General features: G+C 72.0%; 17 protein-coding genes. 11 read left to right on the forward strand and 6 right to left on the reverse strand.

Annotated elements, in window-relative coordinates:
• Positions 1 to 76: 76 nt before the first annotated feature.
• Positions 77 to 1,714, forward strand: a complete 1,638-nt coding sequence (gene abc-f, locus EAD98_RS14000) for a ribosomal protection-like ABC-F family protein (protein ID WP_121654475.1) — start codon at positions 77 to 79, stop codon at positions 1,712 to 1,714.
• A 24-nt stretch (positions 1,715 to 1,738) separates the two neighbouring features.
• Here abc-f and dnaE read toward each other — a convergent pair whose 3' ends face one another.
• A complete protein-coding gene (gene dnaE, locus EAD98_RS14005; protein ID WP_121654476.1) occupies positions 1,739 to 5,269 on the reverse strand; it encodes a DNA polymerase III subunit alpha in 3,531 nt (1,176 codons plus the stop codon).
• Between the two features lie 145 nt (positions 5,270 to 5,414).
• Here dnaE and EAD98_RS14010 point away from each other — a divergent pair, with 145 nt between their 5' ends.
• The 3 genes from EAD98_RS14010 to EAD98_RS14020 all read left to right on the forward strand — a co-directional run bounded on the left by EAD98_RS14010 (position 5,415) and on the right by EAD98_RS14020 (position 7,329).
• Positions 5,415 to 6,035, forward strand: a complete 621-nt coding sequence (locus tag EAD98_RS14010; RefSeq protein ID WP_121654477.1) for an L-threonylcarbamoyladenylate synthase — start codon at positions 5,415 to 5,417, stop codon at positions 6,033 to 6,035.
• A gap of 101 nt (positions 6,036 to 6,136) precedes the next feature.
• Positions 6,137 to 6,682 (forward strand): RNA polymerase sigma factor, encoded by a 546-nt coding sequence (locus EAD98_RS14015; protein ID WP_121654478.1) that lies wholly within the window; start codon positions 6,137 to 6,139, stop codon positions 6,680 to 6,682.
• A gap of 77 nt (positions 6,683 to 6,759) precedes the next feature.
• A complete protein-coding gene (locus EAD98_RS14020) occupies positions 6,760 to 7,329 on the forward strand; it encodes a hypothetical protein (RefSeq protein WP_121654479.1) in 570 nt (189 codons plus the stop codon).
• A gap of 27 nt (positions 7,330 to 7,356) precedes the next feature.
• Here the strand turns inward: EAD98_RS14020 and EAD98_RS14025 are convergent, their stop codons facing one another.
• Both EAD98_RS14025 and EAD98_RS14030 read right to left on the reverse strand, forming a co-directional pair.
• Positions 7,357 to 8,538, reverse strand: a complete 1,182-nt coding sequence (locus tag EAD98_RS14025) for a low temperature requirement protein A (RefSeq protein WP_121654480.1) — start codon at positions 8,536 to 8,538, stop codon at positions 7,357 to 7,359.
• A 136-nt stretch (positions 8,539 to 8,674) separates the two neighbouring features.
• Complete coding sequence (locus EAD98_RS14030) at positions 8,675 to 10,075, reverse strand: serine/threonine-protein kinase (RefSeq protein WP_121654509.1); 1,401 nt, start codon at positions 10,073 to 10,075, stop codon at positions 8,675 to 8,677.
• A gap of 187 nt (positions 10,076 to 10,262) precedes the next feature.
• Between EAD98_RS14030 and EAD98_RS14035 the strand changes: the two genes are divergently transcribed.
• The 7 genes from EAD98_RS14035 (at position 10,263) to EAD98_RS14065 (ending at position 16,514) form a co-directional block, all read left to right on the forward strand.
• Entirely contained in the window at positions 10,263 to 10,883 is a 621-nt protein-coding gene (locus tag EAD98_RS14035; protein WP_121654481.1) for a hypothetical protein, read from the forward strand.
• 130 nt (positions 10,884 to 11,013) lie between these two features.
• Positions 11,014 to 11,355, forward strand: a complete 342-nt coding sequence (locus tag EAD98_RS14040) for a PadR family transcriptional regulator (RefSeq protein ID WP_121654482.1) — start codon at positions 11,014 to 11,016, stop codon at positions 11,353 to 11,355.
• Positions 11,352 to 12,299: a permease prefix domain 1-containing protein gene (locus tag EAD98_RS14045; RefSeq protein ID WP_121654483.1), complete on the forward strand. Its 948-nt coding sequence runs from the start codon at positions 11,352 to 11,354 to the stop codon at positions 12,297 to 12,299. Before EAD98_RS14040 ends, EAD98_RS14045 begins: the two co-directional genes overlap by 4 nt.
• A 125-nt stretch (positions 12,300 to 12,424) precedes the next feature.
• On the forward strand, positions 12,425 to 13,765 hold the full coding sequence (locus EAD98_RS14050) for a sensor histidine kinase (RefSeq protein WP_121654484.1): 1,341 nt from the start codon (positions 12,425 to 12,427) through the stop codon (positions 13,763 to 13,765).
• A complete protein-coding gene (locus tag EAD98_RS14055; RefSeq protein WP_121654485.1) occupies positions 13,762 to 14,481 on the forward strand; it encodes a response regulator transcription factor in 720 nt (239 codons plus the stop codon). Before EAD98_RS14050 ends, EAD98_RS14055 begins: the two co-directional genes overlap by 4 nt.
• A gap of 81 nt (positions 14,482 to 14,562) precedes the next feature.
• Entirely contained in the window at positions 14,563 to 15,456 is an 894-nt protein-coding gene (locus EAD98_RS14060; RefSeq protein WP_121654486.1) for an ABC transporter ATP-binding protein, read from the forward strand.
• On the forward strand, positions 15,453 to 16,514 hold the full coding sequence (locus EAD98_RS14065; protein WP_121654487.1) for an ABC transporter permease: 1,062 nt from the start codon (positions 15,453 to 15,455) through the stop codon (positions 16,512 to 16,514). The genes EAD98_RS14060 and EAD98_RS14065 overlap by 4 nt, the downstream gene beginning before the upstream one ends.
• Positions 16,515 to 16,546: 32 nt before the next feature.
• Here EAD98_RS14065 and EAD98_RS14070 read toward each other — a convergent pair whose 3' ends face one another.
• The 3 genes from EAD98_RS14070 to pdxT all read right to left on the reverse strand — a co-directional run bounded on the left by EAD98_RS14070 (position 16,547) and on the right by pdxT (position 18,898).
• Complete coding sequence (locus EAD98_RS14070; protein WP_233583820.1) at positions 16,547 to 17,173, reverse strand: DUF402 domain-containing protein; 627 nt, start codon at positions 17,171 to 17,173, stop codon at positions 16,547 to 16,549.
• Between the two features lie 104 nt (positions 17,174 to 17,277).
• A complete protein-coding gene (locus EAD98_RS14075) occupies positions 17,278 to 18,030 on the reverse strand; it encodes a YebC/PmpR family DNA-binding transcriptional regulator (RefSeq protein ID WP_121654488.1) in 753 nt (250 codons plus the stop codon).
• 259 nt (positions 18,031 to 18,289) lie between these two features.
• On the reverse strand, positions 18,290 to 18,898 hold the full coding sequence (pdxT, locus tag EAD98_RS14080; protein WP_121654489.1) for a pyridoxal 5'-phosphate synthase glutaminase subunit PdxT: 609 nt from the start codon (positions 18,896 to 18,898) through the stop codon (positions 18,290 to 18,292).
• Positions 18,899 to 18,901: the final 3 nt, after the last annotated feature.

An 18,901-nucleotide genomic window follows, 5' to 3' on the forward strand; every position in this document is an offset into this window, starting at 1 on the left:
ATGACGTCGTTCCACTGGTCCCGTTTGTCGTCGGGCGCGCTCGAACGCGCCCAGCCCACTCACTGAGGTCACTCGCATGTCTGACGCTTTCATCGTCTGCTCGAACCTGTCCTTCTCCTGGCCGGACGACACCCCGGTCTTCTCGGAGCTGTCCTTCACCGTTCCCGGCGGTCGCACCGGCCTGGTCGCCCCCAACGGCGCCGGCAAGAGCACCCTGCTGCGGCTGATCGCCGGCGAGCTGCGGCCCAGCGGCGGCAGCGTCACCGTCGACGGCCTGCTCGGTTACCTCCCGCAGACCCTGCCGCTGGCCGGCGACCTGACCGTGGCCGAGGTGCTCGGCGTCGCCCAGCCGATCGCGGCCCTGCACGCCATCGAGGCCGGCGACGCCAGCGAGGAACACTTCGCCACGATCGGCGACGACTGGGACATCGAGGAGCGCACCCGCGCCGAGATGGATCGGCTCGGCCTGGGTGACGTGTCGCTCGACCGCCGCCTGCACACGCTCAGCGGCGGCCAGGTGATCTCCCTCGGCCTGGCGGCGCAACTGCTCCGACGCCCGGACGTGCTCCTGCTCGACGAGCCGACCAACAACCTGGACCTGGAGGCCCGGCACAAGCTCTACGACGTCCTCACGGACTGGTCCGGGTGCCTGCTGCTGGTCAGCCACGACCGGGAGCTGCTGGACCGGATGGACCGCATCGCCGAGCTGGAACGCGGCGAGATCCACTGGTACGGGGGCAACTTCACCGCGTACACCGAGGCGGTGCAGGCAGCGCGGGAGGTGGCCGAGAGCAACCTGCGCAACGCCGAGCAGGAGGTCAAGCGGGAGAAGCGCGAAATGCAGCAGGCCCGGGAGCGCGCCGACCGGCGGGCCAGCAACGCGTCCAAGAACCTGAAGAACGCCGGCCTGGCCCGGATCGTGGCCGGCGGCCTCAAGCGCAGCGCGCAGGAGTCGGCTGGCAGGGCTCAGGAGACACACTCCAACCGGCTCGGCCAGGCCAAGTCCCGACTCGACGAGGCCGGCCGGGCGCTCCGCGAGGAAGACAAGATCACCGTCGACCTGCCGGACACCACCGTCCCGGGCGGGCGGACGGTCTTCTCCGGTCACGGCATGCGGGCCCGCTTCGACGACCGGGAGCTGTTCGCCGGCGACGGCGCCGACCTGGTGATCCGGGGGCCGGAACGGATCGCGCTCACCGGAGCGAACGGCGTCGGCAAGTCGACCCTGCTGCGCCTGGTCAACGGTGACCTCGAACCGGCCGGCGGCGAGCTGAAGCGTGGCGACGGGCGGATCGCGTACCTGTCGCAGCGGCTGGACCTGCTGGACCTCGACCGTACGGTGGCGGAGAACTTCGCCGCGTACGCGCCGAGCCTGCCCGACGCCAAGCGGATGAACCTGCTCGCCCGGTTCCTGTTCCGGGGCTCGCGCGTGAACCTGCCCGTCGGGGTGCTCTCCGGCGGCGAACGGCTGCGCGCCACCCTGGCCTGCGTGCTCTGCGCCGAACCGGCACCGCAACTGCTGCTGCTCGACGAGCCGACCAACAACCTGGACCTGGTCAGCGTCGGGCAGCTGGAGAGCGCGCTGAGCGCGTACCAGGGAGCGTTCGTGGTGGTCAGCCACGACGAGCGGTTCCTCGCCGAGATCGGCGTGCAGCGCTGGCTGCGGCTGGCCGACGGTCAGCTGCGGGAGATCGCGGCCCCCGACCGGGGCTGAGCCCGGCGGCGTCCCGCGGCCCGGTCAGCTCACGTTGGCCGGGCCGAGGACGCTCTTCAGGTCACCCATCAGCGCGGTGGTGGCCGCCACCCGGAACGGGCCCAACCGCAGGGTGGTGGTCCGGCCGCCGTTGAGCAGCTTGACGTGCACCTCGGTGTCGCCGGGGTGCAGCACCAGGGTCTCCTTGAGCCGCTCCACCAGCGGCGGCGTGCACCGGTGCACCGGGATGGTCAGGGTGACCGGCTTGGCGCTGGCGCTGGTGCTGACGTCCGGCATGGACATGTCCATCGCCATGATCCGGGGGGTGTCGTCGCGGCGGTCCACCCGACCCTTGACCACCACGATGGCGTCCTCGGCGATGTACTGCCCGATCACCTCGTAGGTGTTGGGGAAGAACAGCGTCTCCACCCCACCGGCCAGGTCCTCCAGGGTGGCCGACGCCCAGGCACGGCCCTGCTTGGTGACCCGGCGCTGCACCCCGGAGAGGATGCCGGCGAGGGTGACCACCGCCCCGTCGGGGACCGCGCCGTCCTCCGCGAGGGAGGCGATGGTGGTGTCGGCCGCCGCGCCGAGGATGTGCTCCAGGCCGAACAGCGGGTGGTCGGAGACGTACAGGCCGAGCATCTCGCGCTCGAAGGCCAGCTTGTCCCGCTTCTCCCACTCGCTGTCGCCGATGGTCGGCATCACCGTCGTGCTGCCGGTGTCGGCGTCACCGAAGCCCGCGCCGAAGAGGTCGTACTGGCCGACCGCCTCCTTGCGCTTGACGTCGGCGTACGCGTCGATGGCGTCGGCGTGCACCGTGAGCAGGCCCTTGCGCGGGTGCCCGAGCGAGTCGAAGGCACCCGCCTTGATCAGCGATTCGATCGTCTTCTTGTTGCAGACCACCGCGTCCACCTTGGACAGGAAGTCGTAGAAGTCGGTGTAGTCGCCCTTCTCCGCGCGGCACCGCATGATCGAGGCGACCACGTTCGCGCCGACGTTGCGCACCGCGGCCAGGCCGAAGCGGATGTCCGTGCCGACCGGGGTGAACGGCCCGGCCGAGGTGTTCACGTCCGGCGGCAGCACCTGGATGCGCATCCGGCGACACTCGGACAGGTAGAGGGCCATCTTGTCCTTGTCGTCACCGACGCTGGTCAGCAGCCCCGCCATGTACTCGGCCGGGTAGTGCGCCTTGAGGTACGCGGTCCAGTAGGAGACCAGGCCGTACGCGGCGGAGTGCGCCTTGTTGAAGGCGTACCCGGCGAACGGCACCAGGACGTCCCAGACCGCCTGGATCGCCTCGTCGGAGTAGCCGCGCTCGCGGCAGCCGTCCCGGAACGGGATGAACTCCTTGTCGAGGATCTCCTTCTTCTTCTTGCCCATCGCCCGGCGCAGCAGGTCCGCCTGACCGAGGGTGTAACCGGCGAGGATCTGCGCCGCGCGCTGCACCTGCTCCTGGTAGACGATCAGGCCGTGGGTGGGCGCCAGGATCTCCCGCAGCGGCTCCTCCAGCTCCGGATGGATCGGGGTGATCTCCTGGAGGCCGTTCTTGCGCAGCGCGTAGTTGGTGTGCGAGTCGACGCCCATCGGGCCGGGCCGGTACAGCGCCAGGACGGCGGAGATGTCCTCGAAGTTGTCCGGCTTCATCAACCGCAGCAGCGACCGCATCGGGCCGCCGTCGAGCTGGAACACGCCGAGCGTGTCACCGCGGGCCAGCAGCTCGTACGCGGCTTTGTCGTCCAGTGGCAGGGCCAGCAGGTCGAGCTTCTTGCCGTGGTTGAGCTCGATGTTCTTGACCGCGTCGTCGATGATCGTCAGGTTGCGCAGGCCGAGGAAGTCCATCTTCAGCAGCCCGAGCGACTCGCACGTCGGGTAGTCGAACTGCGTGATGATCGCCCCGTCGGCGTCGCGGCGCATCAACGGGATGTGCTCGATGATCGGCTCGGCGGACATGATGACGCCGGCGGCGTGCACACCGGTCTGCCGGATCAGCCCCTCGATGCCCTTGGCGGTGTCGATCACCTTGCGGACGTCCGGGTCCGAGTCGTACAGGCCGCGGATCTCGCCGGCCTCGGCGTAGCGGGGGTGCTTGTTGTCGAAGATGCCGGTGAGCGGGATGTCCTTGCCCATCACGGCCGGCGGCATCGCCTTGGTGATCCGGTCGCCGACCGCGTACGGGAAACCGAGCACCCGGGCCGAGTCCTTGATCGCGGCCTTCGCCTTGATCGTGCCGAAGGTCGCGATCTGGGCGACCTTGTCCTCGCCCCACTTGTCGGTGACGTACTTGATCACCTCACCGCGCCGACGCTCGTCGAAGTCGATGTCGACATCCGGCATCGAGACCCGCTCGGGGTTGAGGAACCGCTCGAAGATCAGGCCGTGCTGGATCGGGTCCAGGTCGGTGATGCCCAGCGCGTACGCGACGAGCGAGCCGGCGGCCGAACCACGGCCCGGACCCACCGCGATGCCCTGGTTCTTCGCCCACTGGATGAAGTCGGCGACCACGAGGAAGTACGACGGGAAGCCCATCTGGTTGATGACGCCCAGCTCGTACTCGGCCTGGACGACGTGCCCCTCCGGGATCCCGTTCGGGTAGCGGCGGCCCAGGCCGGCGAAGGTCTCCTTGCGGAACCAGGACTCCTCGGTCTCCCCCTCCGGAACCGGGAAGCGCGGCATCAGGTTGTGGAACTCGAACATGCCGGTCGGGTCGACCTTCTCGGCGACCAGCAGGGTGTTGCGGCAGCCCTCCTGCCAGAGCTCCGACGAGTCCACCGCGCGCATCTGGTCGGCGCTCTTGATGAAGTAGCCGCCGCCCTCGAAGCGGAACCGGTTCGGGTCGTCGATGTTGCTGCCGGTCTGCACGCAGAGCAGCACGTCGTGCGCGGTGGCCTGCGCCTCGTGGGTGTAGTGCGAGTCGTTGGTGACCACCGGCGGGATGTCGAGCTTGCGGGCGATCTCGGTGAGCCCGTCGCGGACCCGGCTCTCGATGGAGAGGCCGTGATCCATGATCTCCAGGAAGTAGTTGTCCTTGCCGAAGATGTCCTGGTAGCTGGCGGCGACCTTGAGCGCCTCGTCGAACTGGCCGAGCCGCAGCCGGGTCTGCACCGCGCCGGAGGGGCAGCCGGTGGTGGCCATGATCCCCTCGGCGTGCTCGGCGATCAGCTCCATGTCCATCCGGGGCCACTTGACGTAGTGCCCCTCCATGGACGCGCGCGAGTTGAGGGTGAACAGGTTCTTCAGGCCCTGCGCGTTCTTCGCCCACATGGTCTTGTGGGTGATCGCGCCGTTACCGGAGATGTCGTCGCTCTTCTGCTCCGGCCGACCCCACTTGACCCGCGCCTTGTGGTAGCGCGACTCGGGCGCAACGTACGCCTCGACGCCCAGGATCGGGGTGATCCCCGCGGCCATCGCCTGGTTGTAGAAGTCGTTCGCGCCGTGCATGTTGCCGTGGTCGGTGATCGCCACCGCCGGCATGCCCAGCCGCTGGGCCTCGGCGAACAGGTCCTTGAGTCGGGCCGCTCCGTCGAGCATCGAGTACTCGGTGTGCACGTGCAGATGCGCGAACGAATCGGCCATGCGTGGCGCCCCCCGGCGATGTGGATCTTGTTGGTCGGAGCCGACCGGGACCTACCCTACCGAGGTGATCTCGGCGGCTCCACCGTCCGCGCCGAGGGTGGCCCTCGTCTCCTCAACGCCCGCGAATGAGCCTAGGCTCTTCAGGATGGCGAGGTACTACGACGTACACCCGGAAAACCCGCAGCCCCGGATCATCGGCCAGGTCGCCGACCTGATCCGCGGAGGTGGGCTGGTCGCCTACCCGACGGATTCCTGCTACGCGCTCGGCATCCAGCTGGGCAACCGGGACGGGCTGGACCGGATCCGCGAGATCCGCCACCTCGACGATCGGCACCACTTCACGCTGGTCTGCCGGGACTTCGCGCAGCTCGGCCAGTTCGTCCAGATCAGCAACTCGGTCTTTCGCCTCGTGAAGGCGTCCACCCCGGGCAGCTACACCTTCATCCTGCCGGCCACCCGGGAGGTGCCGCGCCGGATGTTGCACCCGAAGAAGCGCACGGTCGGTGTCCGCGTACCCCGGCACATCGTCACCCAGGCGCTCCTGGCCGAGCTGGGCGAGCCGCTGGTGTCGAGCACCCTGGTCCTGCCCGGCGACGACGAGCCGATGACCCAGGGCTGGGAGATCAAGGAACGGCTCGACCACCAGCTCGACGCGGTGGTCGACGCGGGCGACTGCGGCAAGGAGCCGACGACGGTGGTCGACCTGTCCGGGTCCGAGCCGGAGATCCTGCGCCGGGGCGCCGGGGACCCGTCCCGCTTCGAGTAGCAGCGGGCGGTCCGAGTCGGCTGCCGGACTCGGTCGGGCCGACCGGCGACATCGGGCCGTACGCTCGGAAAACGGCACCGCCGAGCATTGGACACCCCGGCATGCCTCTCGACGACGACATCGACGCCCTGGCCCGGTCCGCCGCGCACGGCGACACGGCGGCGTTGGACGCCCTGCTGGTCGCGGTGCGCCCCGAGGTGCTCCGACTGTGCGCCCGGTTCCTGCCCAACCGGGAGGACGCCGAGGAAGCCTGCCAGGACACGCTGCTGGCCGTGGCCCGCGGCGTCAGCGGGTTCGAGGGTCGCTCCTCGTTCCGCACCTGGCTGCACCGGCTGAGCGCCAACCGGGCCCGGTCGACGTACCGCACACTGCGCCGCCGCTGGCGTCTGGAGGCCGGCGGTGTGCCGCTGCCCGACCGGGCCGACCCGCGGCGGACCAGCGTCGTCGCCGGCACACGCCTGGACCTGCTCGACGCGCTCGACGCGGTGCGACCCGACCTCGCCGAGGTGGTGACGTTGCGCGACGTCCTCGGGCTGAGCTACCCGGAGATCGCCACGTTGCTGGAGGTGCCGGAGGGCACGGTGAAGTCCCGGCTGCACCTCGCCCGGCGGGAGGTCCGGCAACGGCTCGGCGGCGATCCGAGCTGAGCGCCCCCGGACGGCGAACGGCATCGGCGGCGACGGCGACCAACGGGGTGAACGGACCGCCGAGGAAGGAGCCCGCCATGCGCCCCTCTCCCCTCCGCCGACTCACCACGACCACGGCCGCCGCGCTCACCCTGACCGTCGCGGTCGGCTGCGGCGGCGAGCCGGTCTCGCCGTTGCCCGTCCAGCCGCCCGGCGCATCCGGCCCGACGGCGACGCCCGGCTCGACGGCGACCGCGAGTGCGACGCCCACAGCGGCACCCACCGGCAGCGTGTCGCCGTCCCGGGTGCCGCCGACCACCGGGCGTCCGGCCCCGGCACCGCCCGCACCGACCAGGACCCGGGGTACTCCGCCCCGGCCGGCCCCCTCGTCGACGGGACCGACCACGGCCTGCCAGGGAGCGGTCCGGTACGACCTGCCGCTGGCCGAGACCGAACTTGAGCTGCTGCGGTCGCTCTGCTTCGCCACCGGAGCGGTGCTGCGGATCCAGGGCATCGGGCCCGGTCTGGTCACCGTGGACCGCCCCGAGTTGGTCTCCCAGCAGTACGAGGCCGGGGTGGTGGACATCCGGTTCGTCCGCCCCGGCACCGTCGCCGTCCGGATCCCGCAGGAGGACCGGGCGCACACCATCACGGTGGTGGTCCGCTAGCCCGCCGGTGGGCGGTCGAGGCCGGCGTCAGGGTGCCACCGCCTCCGGGGCGGATCCGCGCCGCGCGCGGAGCAGTTCGCCGGCCGCCACCCCCAGCAGCACCAGGGCGGCGGCGACGCCCAGCGCCAGACCGGGCAGCTGCGCCGCGAAGGGCGCCAGGACGATCGTGACAGCGACGCCGACGACGTGCGACAGCGGCACCCGCCCGTAGACCTCGTGCTCCAGGACCGTCCGACCGAAGAGGAAGAGCCCGGCGCCGCCCAGGATGAGCGCGGTCATGGGGCCGCCGGGCCGCTCCCCCGGCTGCGCGATGATCCGTTCGACGCCGGCGGCCGTGCCCACCACCCCGGCCACCATCAACCAGTGGGCGTACGGATTGGTCTGCACCAGCCGGGTTCGGTGCGGTGACGCCTCGATGGCCGCGCGGAGGGTCGCGCCCGCTCCCTGGGCGTAGCTCCACCAGAGCACCACCGCTGTCAGGAACGCGGTGCCGAAGGCGCCGATCCGACCGGGGGTGAAGGGTTGGTGGCTCAGGCTGAGGACGCTGACCAGGATGAGTTCGCCCAGAGTGAGGATGTAGATCTGCTGGTACCGCTCGGCGAGGTGCTCCGGGGCCACCTGGTACCGCGGCAGGGGCGCCCGACCGGGGATGGGGAAGCGGAACCCGAACGCGAGGTAGTCCACGGCCAGCGCGGCGAACCACACGACGAGCCGCCACTCCGGGTCGGTCAGGAGGCCGCCGACCACCCAGAGGGTCCCCGAGCCGAGGTTCCAGACCAGGGCGCGCAGGGAGCGCTCCTGCCCCTGCCGGCCGCGCAGGGACCGGATGAGCACCAGCCCCCGGCCCAGATTTATCGCGGCCCAGGTTCCACCGAAGATCAGTCCGTGGTCACGGAACGCCGTCGGCAGCGCGGCGGACATCAGCATGACGCCGAACATGATGCCCAGGATCAGGTAGGGGATCGGGCGCTTCCGCGGACTGTAGGTGTCGGTGATCAACGTCGTGGTCACCCACACGGCCCACAGCGTCGACAGGGCGAGCAACGCCTGGCCGATGCCGGTCCAGGTCTGCTCGTCCGCCATCTTCTGCGACGTCAGGGTCAGGCTGGCGATGAAAGCGAGGTCGAAGAACAGCTCCAGCAGATCCGCACGCTGCGGCCCGTCCGCCCTGCGGGTCAGCGGCTGAGGCGGGCCGTCCGTCATCGGCATCCGCTCGGACTCCCGCCGAGCCTGCGACGGGCGGGCGGCGGCGCCGCCACGGCCTGACTGCGCTTCTCGGCCACGGTGACAGCTTCACACCCGAGGGACCGCCGTCGGGCGCGTTCGCCCGCACCGCGACCTGCCGCTATCGCACCCGCACGCCGGCGAGCAGGGTGTCGACGAAGTCGGGCCCAGCATCGGCGGGGGGCACGATCTGCACGTACACCAGGGCGGCGCGGCCGCGATGCAGCCCGGCCGACTCGACGATCCGCGGCCGGCCCCGGTCGCAGCGGTACGTCATCACGGTCCACTCGACGCCCGCCTGCCGGCTGGTGCGGGCCGGAGCGGACGTGCAGTCCGCGTGGGCGCGCTCGGCCAGGAACCCGGCCGGCGTGGTACGCGCGGCCGTGGCGGCGGAGAGACCGACGAACGCGCCGGGCAACCGGGGGTCGGCCGCCCAGCGGCGGGGCTGCGGCGACAGCACCAGCGCCGGCTCCGGGTCGCCGTCCGCACCGTACTGACCGGCCCAGGTCGCCCCGGTGGCGGACCAGCCGGCCGGCAACGCCACGGTCAGTGGACCGCTGGTGTACGTCGGTGCGGCCGGCCGCCCTGCGCCACCGGGCTCGGCGCCCGCCCCACCCACCGCGACGACGGCCACGACGGCCGCCCCTAGCAGCCGCAACCGGCACCGGCGGCGGACCGCTGGTCGGGTTGACGGGGGCTGTGGCGCGGAACCGGCCGCCCGGGCCAGCGCGGCGTGCACGGCCGCCGCGTCCGCATAGCGGTCAGCCGGGTGGTACGCGGTGGCCCGGGCGAGCACCGGCGCGACCGCCGACGGGACGCCCTCGCGCAGCCGGATCGCGGCGGCGTGGCGGGGCGGGTCAGGGCCGGCGGAGGCGGCGCCCGGCGGATCGGCGGCGAGCAGCCGGGTCCCGAGCCGGCCGAGCCCGTACACGTCGGCGCGGGTGTCGATCACCGCACCCGGGTCGTCCTGCTCCGGCGCCATGTAACCCGGGGTGCCCGCGCGGGCGGTCAGCCCGGAGGCGGCGGCGAGGGCCTTGGCCAGGCCGAGGTCGGCGATGAGCACCCGTTCGGCGTCGGGGCCGTCCGCGTCGGCGGAGCGGAACAGGATGTTGCCCGGGGTGAGGTCGCGGTGCACGACGCCGTGCCGGTGCAGCACGGCGACGCCGGCGCAGATCTCGCCGAGCAGCCGCAGCGCCGCCGGCCCGGGGATCGGCCCAGCGGCCAGGCGGTCCCGCAGGCTCCCCCGGTCCGCCCAGGCCAGCACCGCGTACGGCCGGCCGTCGGGCAGCTCGCCGACGGTGTGCACCCGGACCAGCCGCTCGTGCTCCAACCGGCGCAGCAGCCGGAATTCGTCCCCGAAGCGTTCGCGGACCCGCAGGTCGTGGCTCCAGTTCTCGGCCAGCACCTTGATCGCCACGTGCGCGTCGAGCGCCCGGTCGTAGCCCAGCCAGACCGTCGCGAACGAGCCGACGCCCAGCAGCCGCTCGATGGCGTAGGGCCCGATCCGCTGCGGAGCCGTCACCCGCGTCACCCCCGGCCAGCCCCGTCGGTCGGCGTCCCAGTTCACAGTAGACCGGCCCACCGACGCGGCGGCAGGCCCGAGCGCGGGTGCGTCAGCGACACGTCCGCTCGGGTCCGAAACCCGACGAACCGCGGGCGCTGTCGCGGTGACTAACAGAGCAGGAGACCAACCACCCCAGGGAGCAGACATGAACCGACCCTCGATCCTCATCACCACGGTGGCGCTGGCGCTCGGGGCGCTCGTCCCGGCGACCGCCGCCGCCCCGGCCGCGGCGGCGTCCTCGACCGGCGACACCAGGGCCGGCGCGGCGCACCCCGGGTCGCTCGCCGCCTCGCCCGCCGTCGAGCCGGGCGGCGGGCACCGCCACCCCCGGGTGCTCAGCGTCAGCGGTGCCGGTGTGTACCGGATCGGTGCCAGCCTGACGGCACTCACCGCGGCCGGGCGCATCGACTGGACCGCGGCGGGCTGCGACGGCGTCGTGCACGCCGGCGCGACCGGGCCCTGGGCCGGCGTGATCCTGCTGGCCTTCCGCGACGGACGTCTGGTGGAGGTCGGTACGGCCACCGCACCGCCCCGGTCCCCCGCGGGCGCGGCGGTCGGCATGTCCTTCGCGGAGCTGGAGGCGATCTACGGCCGGCGAGGCTCGCTGATCCGTAACGACGCGGGGGACGCCGAGGCGTACCTGGTGCGCGTCGGGTCGCGGGTGGAGTTGTTCACCGGGCACCCGATCCGACCCGGCGTGGGCTACTTCCAGGTCGGGCCGGCCACCTTCGTCGAGCGGAACTTCCGGCAGGGCACGTCCTGCTGATCCCGGTCCAGGTGGGGGCGTCCGGCGGCGGCCGGGCGCCCCCTTTCGTCGTGCCGCACCGACGGGGGACGAGCAGACACGATGTTATCGAGCTGGACAATACTGTGTGGCACACAGTATGGTGTGACACATGGTTAGCGAGGACGTTCTACGGACGCACCTGCAGGAGTTGCGTCGAGGCAGCGTCGTGGTGGCCAGCCTGGTCGCGCTGCGCCGACCGGACTACGGCTACGCACTGCTGCAACGGCTCACCGACCACGGCTTCCCGGTGGACGCCAACACGCTCTACCCGCTGCTGCGCCGGCTGGAGGACCAGGGCCTGCTGACCAGCGAGTGGAACACCGAGGAGAGCCGGCCGCGCAAGTTCTACCGGACCAGCGACGAGGGCGAGTCGATGCTGGGCCGGCTGCTCGACGACCTCGCCGCCGTGCAGACCTCCATCACCGGGCTGATCCAAGGAGTGGACCGATGAACACCCTGACCGACCGCTACCTCGCTGCCACCCTGCGCTCGGTGCCGACCCCGCGCCGCGACGAGATCGCCGACGAGCTGCGCGCCTCGATCGAGGACATGATCGAGGACCGCACCGGCGCCGGCCAGGACACCACCACCGCCGAGCGGGAGGTGCTCACCGAGCTGGGCAACCCGGACCTCCTGGCCGCCCGGTACGCCGACCGCCGGTTGCAGCTCATCGGCCCGACGTACTACCTGGTCTGGCTGCGGCTGCTGAAACTGCTGCTCAGCTTCATCCCGGCGCTCGTCGGCACGGTGGTGACAGTCGTCCAGGTCGCCGAAGGCAAGGGCTTCGGGGCCATCGGGACGGGCGTCGTCACCGCCATGCAGGTGGCCGTGCAGATCGCCTTCTGGCTCACCCTGGTCTTCGCCCTCATCGAGCGCTCCCAGCCGACCATGGACCTGCCCGGCTGGACCGTCGACCAGCTGCCCGACGTCCCCGTGCACAAGGACGTCTCCCTCGCCGACACCATCGCGTCGGTGGCCATGCTGGTGCTGACCATCGGCTACCTGCCGTTCCAGCACTACCAGTCCTGGGTGCACGCCACCGACGGCGACAACATCCCGATCCTCGACCCGGCCCTGTGGTCGTTCTGGCTGCCGGCGCTGATCGGTGTACTGGCCGCCACCGCGATCTTCGAGATCGTCAAGTACCGGATCGGGCGCTGGAACTGGGCCCTGTTCGGGACCAAGGCGCTGCTCAACCTGGCGTTCACGGTGCCGGTGCTGTGGTTGGCGCTCTCTGACCGGCTGCTCAACCCGAGCCTGGGCGAGCGCCTGAGCTGGCTGGCGGAGGCGGACAACCGGAACACCCTGGGCGCTTTCATCGCGGTGGGTGTGGCCGTGGTCCTGATCTGGGACCTCATCGACACCGCCCTCAAGACCCGCCGCCAGACGGCGTGACCAACAGCCGACCAGGCGGCCCGGCGCGCACCTCGCGCCGGGCCGCCGCCCGTCCGCCGCACCAGGCCGTACGGCTGGGCGAATGGACGTGGCGGCCGGCGTGGCCGGCGTGGCATGGTTCCCGGATGACCGTGGCACAGCGTGACGAATGGCGCCGCCCGGGCCCGACATCGGAGCAGCGCCGAATCGATCTCTGGCTCGGGCTGGGGGTGACCCTGCTGGCGCTGGTCAGCCTCACCCTGGCCCGCAGCACCGGGGCGTTCCTGCTGGGCCCGCCGCCGTCCGGGCAGGAGCAACTGTTCTGGACCGTCGCGGTGACCCTGCCGCTGATCTGGCGGCGGCGCTGGCCGGCCGCGACCCTGCTGATCGTCTCGGTGGCGTTCATCGCCGCGCAGGCACGCTCGGCCCCGGAGACCCAGTTCTCCGCCTGGGCTCTGTTCTGCGCCCTCTACACCGTCGGCGCCTGGGGACAGGACCACCAGCTGGCCCGCCGGCTGCGGATCGGCGTGATCGCCACGATGTTCGCCTGGCTGGGGATCTACTACGCGGTGACGATCGACCACATCCCGCCCGACGCCTTCGCCGACGCGGTCGGGCCGGTGCCACCGGTGCTCGCCGCGATGGTCACCGGCGTACTGGTCAATGTGCTGGTCTTCGGGTTCGCGTACTTCTTCGGCGAGACTGCCTGGGTGGCGGCGCGGCGCGAGCACGAGCTGCGCGCCCAGGCCGAGGACCTGCGCCGCTCGCAGGAGGAGTCCCGGGAGCGGGCGGTGCTCGGCGAACGGGTCCGGATCGCCCGGGAGCTGCACGACGTGGTCGCCCACCACGTGTCGGTGATGGGGGTGCAGGCGTCCGCCTGCCGCCGGGTGTTCGACCGCGATCCCGGCAAGGCCCGCACGGCGCTGACCGCCATCGAGCAGAGCGCCCGCACCGCCGTGGACGAGCTGCGCCGAATGCTCGGCGTGCTGCGGACCTCTGCCCGCGCCGACGTCGAGCCGCCGGCGGCCGGCGGCGTCGAACGAATAGGCGAGCTGGTCGAGCGGGCCCGGGCCGCGGGACTGACGGCCACCCTCGGGGTGTACGGCGCCCAGGTTGCGCTGCCCGAATCGGTCTCCCAGGCGGCCTACCGGGTGACGCAGGAAGCGGTGACGAACACGCTGAAGCACGCCGGGGCGGACCTGCTGGACGTGCGGGTCCGGTACCTGGCCCGGGAGGTGGAGGTCGACGTGACCGACGACGGACGGGCGGGCGGCACGGCCAACGCCGTCGTTGGGCTGGGTCTGATCGGGATGCGCGAACGGGTCACCGCGCACGACGGCGACCTGGAGGCCGGGCCGCGTGCCGGCGGTGGTTGGCGGGTACGCGCCCGCTTCCCGCTGGCGGCGTCGGCGGACCCGCCGGTCGGCGCACAGCGGGAGGCGAGCGACGGGCACCCGCTGGCGGCTGGCGCGGAGCGCTCGGCATGAGCACGGCACCGGCCCATGAGGCACCCGACGCCGGCCGGCCGGTCCGGGTGCTGCTCGCCGACGACCAACACCTCGTCCGCACCGGCTTCCGGGTCATCCTTGAGGTGGAGGACGACATCCAGGTCGTCGGTGAGGCCGCCGACGGCGAGCGAGCCGTCACGATGACCCGGGCCACCCGGCCCGACGTCGTACTCATGGACGTGGAGATGCCCGGGATGGACGGGCTGGAGGCCACCCGGCAGATCACCGCCGCCGGGCCGGGCACGCCGGCGGTGCTGATCCTCACCACCTTCGACCGCGACGACTACCTGTTCGCCGCGCTGCGGGCCGGGGCCAGCGGCTTCCTGCTCAAGAACGGCACGCCGGAGGAACTGATCGAGGCGATCCGGGTGCTGGCCCGGGGCGACGGTCTGCTCGCCCCGGAAATCACCCGCCGAGTGATCTCGACCTTCGCACGCCCCGGCGACCCGGCGGGCGACGCCCACCGCGGACCCGACGCCGACGCCGCGTTGGCTGAGCTGACGCCGCGTGAACGGGAGGTGCTGGTGCTGCTCGCGTCCGGATCGAGCAACGCGGAGATCGCCGTGACCATCCACCTGGGCGAGGCGACGGTGAAGACGCACGTGAGCCGGGTGCTGGCCAAACTCGGCCTGCGCGACCGGGTGCAGGCGGTGGTGTTCGCGTACGAGAACGGGGTGGTCCGACCCGGCGGGTGACGGGCCTCCGTCGCGCGACGGACCCGCCGGCTCAGCCGCCGGGCTGACGGCGGGACGCCGTATTCGATCTAGCGTGGGGGCGTGACCAGAACGCTCCGCATCGACGGCGTCGACCGCAGCTTCGGCGACCGGCAGGTGCTCAAGAACGTGTCCTTCGAGGTGGCCGCCGGCCGGATGACCGGCTTCGTGGGCGCCAACGGCGCCGGCAAGACCACCACCATGCGGATCATCCTGGGTGTGCTCGCCCCCGACGCCGGCGAGGTGAGCTGGGGTGGCACGAAGCTGACCCGGCAGGACCGCCGGCGCTTCGGTTACATGCCGGAGGAGCGAGGCCTCTACCCCAAGATGACCACCCGGGAGCAGGTGACCTACCTGGGCCGTCTGCACGGCCTGGACGCCGCCGCGGCACGCCGTGCCACGGACACGCTGCTGGAACGGGTCGGGCTCGGTGCGCGCGGCGACGACCTGCTGGAGACGCTGTCGCTGGGCAACCAGCAGCGCGCCCAGATCGCGGCCGCGCTGGTGCACGACCCCGAGGTGCTGGTGCTCGACGAGCCGTTCTCCGGCCTCGATCCGTTGGCCGTCGACACCGTCGTCACCGTGCTGCGGGAACGGGCCTCGGCCGGAGCGCCGGTGCTCTTCTCCAGCCACCAGCTCGACGTGGTGGAGCGCCTCTGCGACGACCTGGTGATCATCGGCGACGGGGTGATCCGGGCCGCCGGCAGCCGGCGGCAACTGCGCGACTCGTACACCGTGCCCCGCTACGAGTTGGTGGTGGCGAACGACGCCGGCTGGGTGCGCGACCACCCCGGGGTGACCCTGGTCGAGCTGGACGGCGCACGAGTGGTCTTCGACCTGCCAGCCGGCGCCGACGAACAGCCCGTGCTGCAGGCGGCCCTCGCCCGCGGCCCGGTCCGCGCCTTCCGCCCGGTCAGCCCCTCGCTCACCGAGATCTTCCGAGAGGTCACCCAGTGAACGTCACCCAGGCCACCCGGCTGGTCGCCGAACGCGAGATCCGGGTCAAGCTGCGCGACCGCACCTTCCTGTTCGGCACGCTCTTCTTCCTGCTGATCGCCGCCGCGGGCACCATCCTGCCGCCGCTGCTCTCCGGCGGGCCGGAGAGCGTCGCGGTCACCCAGGAGGCCGCCGGCCCGCTGCGCGACGCCGGCCTGGAGGTCCGCGTGGTGGCCGACGACCGCGCCGCCGAACAGGCCGTCCGCGACGGCGACGTGGACGCCGCAGTGGTCTCCGGTCCGAAGGTGCTCGCCATGGACGAGGCCCCGGACGACGTGGTCCGGGCGTTGAGCAGCGCGCCGCCGGTGCAGCTGCTCGACCCCGACGCGGTCGACCCGGTGGTGGCGTTCCTGGTGCCGTTCGTCTTCGCGTTCGTCTTCTTCATCACCTCGCAGACCTTCGGCCTGCAGATCGCACAGAGCGTCACCGAGGAGAAGCAGACCCGCATCGTGGAGATCCTGGTCGCCGCCGTGCCGGTCCGGGCGCTGCTGGCCGGCAAGGTGGTGGCCGGCGGCATCCTGGCATTCGCGCAGATCGCGCTGATCGCTGTGGTGGCCGTGATCGGCATGCAGATCGGCGACAGCGGCGATCTGCTCAGCCTGCTCGCCCCGGCGATCGGCTGGTTCGTGCCGTTCTTCCTGCTCGGCTTCGTGCTGCTGGCCGCGATGTGGGCGGCGGCCGGCGCCCTGGTCAACCGGCAGGAGGACATCGCCGGTGTGTCGACGCCGGTGCAGCTCGCCGTCATGCTGCCGTTCTTCGCGGTGATCTTCCTCAACGACAACGCGGCCGCCATGCGGCTGCTGTCCTACCTGCCGTTCTCGTCGCCCACGGCGATGCCTCTGCGGCTGTTCACCGGGGACGCCGCCGGCTGGGAACCGTTCGTCTCGCTGGCCATCCTGCTGGTCACCGCCGGCGCCTTCGTGGTCGCCGGGGCGCGGATCTACGAGGGGTCGCTGCTGCGGACCAACGGGCGGACCTCGATGCGCGCCGCCTGGCGGGAGCGGGAGACCATCGGCTGACCGTGAACGGCCCGCGCGGGTGCCGTCCGTCCTCAGTGGGCGGGCGGCACCTCGTCCCAGCCGGCGGGCAACCGGGGCGCCGACCAGGAGGGGTCGGGCCGCCACGCCGCCCAGGCCGGGTCCCACCAGCGCTGCCCCGCGTCGAGCAGGGCGGCGATCCGGTCACCCTCGCCCCGGATGGCGTCCGCCATACCCGGGTAGCGCCCCTCGACGAGGCGCTGCGCGAACATCTCCACGTCCTTCCAGACGTACCGGTCGGCGTCCGCACCCCACCACAGGTCCAGTTCGTGGTCCAGGGTGTCCACCCCGATCGGGGTACGCCGCAGGGGATCCTGAAGGTTGAAGTACCAGCCGGCGAAGTCGCGCTCCGGCCCCGTCCAGAACACGTCGACCGAGTGCGCCTCGCCCGGGCGGTGCAGCATCAGCTTGCCGTGCCCCCGCCAGGCGCCATGCCCGGTGGCTTCCCACGGGTGTCGCCCGCACGGGAACACGCCGGTCTCCGGGAAGCCGAACTCGGCCCCCGGCGGGAGGTAGAGGGCGAGCAGGTCGGGCGAGTCCTCGACGCAGATCGTCGGGCAGCCGAACCAGACCTCACCGAGCAGGACCTCACGTCGGACGACCACGTCGCCCGGCGCGAACCGGTGTGCCGTCTCCCCCACGGTGCACTCCCTCGCTCCGGGTCGGCCCGGCGGCCTGACCGTGAAGGGGCGACTCCCGCCGGACGATCAACCGCCCGGCGGGAGCCAGCGCCGGTCCTGCCGCGTCAGGCGTCGACCGCGGCCATCACGTCGTCGCTGACGTCGAAGTTCGCGTAGACGTTCTGCACGTCGTCGCAGTCCTCCAGGACGTCGATCAGCTTGAAGATCTTGCGAGCGCCCTCCTCGTCCAGCGGGATGTTCATGCTGGGGATGAGGGAGGACTCGGCCGACTCGTACTCGATGCCGGCGTCCTGGAGAGCGGTGCGGACCGCGATCAGGTCGGTCGGCTCGGAGACCACCTCGTACGCCTCGCCGAGGTCGTTGACCTCTTCGGCGCCGGCGTCGAGGACGGCCATCATCACGTCGTCCTCGCTGGTGCTCTCCTTGGGGACGATCACCACGCCCTTGCGGGAGAACATGTACGACACCGAGCCGGCGTCGGCGAGCGAGCCGCCGTTGCGGGTCAGCGCGGTGCGCACCTCGGTCGCCGCCCGGTTGCGGTTGTCGGTGAGGCACTCGATCAGCATCGCCACGCCGTTCGGGCCGTACCCCTCGTACATGATCGTCTGCCAGTCGGCGCCGCCGGCTTCCAGGCCGGAGCCGCGCTTGACCGCGCGGTCGATGTTGTCGTTCGGCACCGAGCTCTTCTTGGCCTTCTGGATGGCGTCGTAGAGCGTCGGGTTACCGGAGGGGTCGCCGCCGCCGGTCCGGGCGGCCACCTCGACGTTCTTGATCAGCTTGGCGAACATCTTGCCGCGCTTGGCGTCGATGACGGCCTTCTTGTGCTTGGTCGTCGCCCACTTTGAGTGGCCGGACATCTCGTACCTCCGTCTGTCATTCCACGCCTGCGTCGACTGCCGCACCGATTCCGCGCCGCGTCGGCGATCCGGCGGCCGGTCGGCTCCGCGGGAGATGCCGCGCCGGGCGACGGCCCTGCCGAACCGCGGCAATCTTACCGAGGTCACACCCGGGCGTGTCACACCCGGCACCCGCTCGGGGCGCCGTCGGCGCGCCCGGGGCACCCAGAAGACAACGACCGGAGGCCGGAGAACATGCCCCGCTGGCCGGACAGACGCCTCAGGCGGCCCGGACCAGCTCCACGAAGTACGCGTGCAGGCGAAGGTCACCGGTCAGCTCGGGGTGGAACGAGGTGGCCAGCAGGTTGCCCTGCCGGACCGCCACGATCCGGTCGGCGGCCGGGCCACCGGTCACCTTCCCGATCACCTCGACGCCGCCGCCGACCCGCTCGACCCACGGGGCACGGATGAACACCGCGTGGAACGGCTCACCCGGAATCCCGCTGATCTCCACGGGCGCCTCGAACGAGTCGACCTGTCGGCCGAACGCGTTGCGCCGCACCGTCATGTCAATACCCGCGAAGCCACGCTGGTCGGGGCGGCCGTCCAGGACCTCGGTGGCCAGCATGATCATGCCGGCGCAGGACCCGTAGACCGGCATGCCGTCGGCGATCCGCTTGTCGATCGGGTCGCGCATCTCGAAGATGTCGGCGAGCTTGCTGATCGTGGTGGACTCGCCCCCGGGAATGACCAGCCCGTCGACCGCGTCCAGCTCCGCCGGGCGGCGCACCGGGCGGGCGTCCGCGCCCGCCGCGGCCAGGGCCGTGACATGTTCGCGGACGTCTCCCTGGAGCGCGAGCACACCGATCGTCGGCCCGCTCGCGTTCACCGG

The organism is Micromonospora sp. CV4 (assembly GCF_003667455.1).
Classification (GTDB): domain Bacteria; phylum Actinomycetota; class Actinomycetes; order Mycobacteriales; family Micromonosporaceae; genus Micromonospora.

Excerpts from the sequence above, each read along its gene's own strand:
- abc-f (WP_121654475.1), top strand. The coding sequence starts at position 77 with ATGTCTGACGCTTTCATCGTCTGCTCGAACCTGTCCTTCTCCTGGCCG.
- dnaE (WP_121654476.1), bottom strand. The coding sequence starts at position 5,269 with ATGGCCGATTCGTTCGCGCATCTGCACGTGCACACCGAGTACTCGATG.
- EAD98_RS14010 (WP_121654477.1), top strand. The coding sequence starts at position 5,415 with ATGGCGAGGTACTACGACGTACACCCGGAAAACCCGCAGCCCCGGATC.
- EAD98_RS14015 (WP_121654478.1), top strand. The coding sequence starts at position 6,137 with ATGCCTCTCGACGACGACATCGACGCCCTGGCCCGGTCCGCCGCGCAC.
- EAD98_RS14020 (WP_121654479.1), top strand. The coding sequence starts at position 6,760 with ATGCGCCCCTCTCCCCTCCGCCGACTCACCACGACCACGGCCGCCGCG.
- EAD98_RS14025 (WP_121654480.1), bottom strand. The coding sequence starts at position 8,538 with ATGCCGATGACGGACGGCCCGCCTCAGCCGCTGACCCGCAGGGCGGAC.
- EAD98_RS14035 (WP_121654481.1), top strand. The coding sequence starts at position 10,263 with ATGAACCGACCCTCGATCCTCATCACCACGGTGGCGCTGGCGCTCGGG.
- EAD98_RS14040 (WP_121654482.1), top strand. The coding sequence starts at position 11,014 with ATGGTTAGCGAGGACGTTCTACGGACGCACCTGCAGGAGTTGCGTCGA.
- EAD98_RS14045 (WP_121654483.1), top strand. The coding sequence starts at position 11,352 with ATGAACACCCTGACCGACCGCTACCTCGCTGCCACCCTGCGCTCGGTG.
- EAD98_RS14050 (WP_121654484.1), top strand. The coding sequence starts at position 12,425 with ATGACCGTGGCACAGCGTGACGAATGGCGCCGCCCGGGCCCGACATCG.
- EAD98_RS14055 (WP_121654485.1), top strand. The coding sequence starts at position 13,762 with ATGAGCACGGCACCGGCCCATGAGGCACCCGACGCCGGCCGGCCGGTC.
- EAD98_RS14075 (WP_121654488.1), bottom strand. The coding sequence starts at position 18,030 with ATGTCCGGCCACTCAAAGTGGGCGACGACCAAGCACAAGAAGGCCGTC.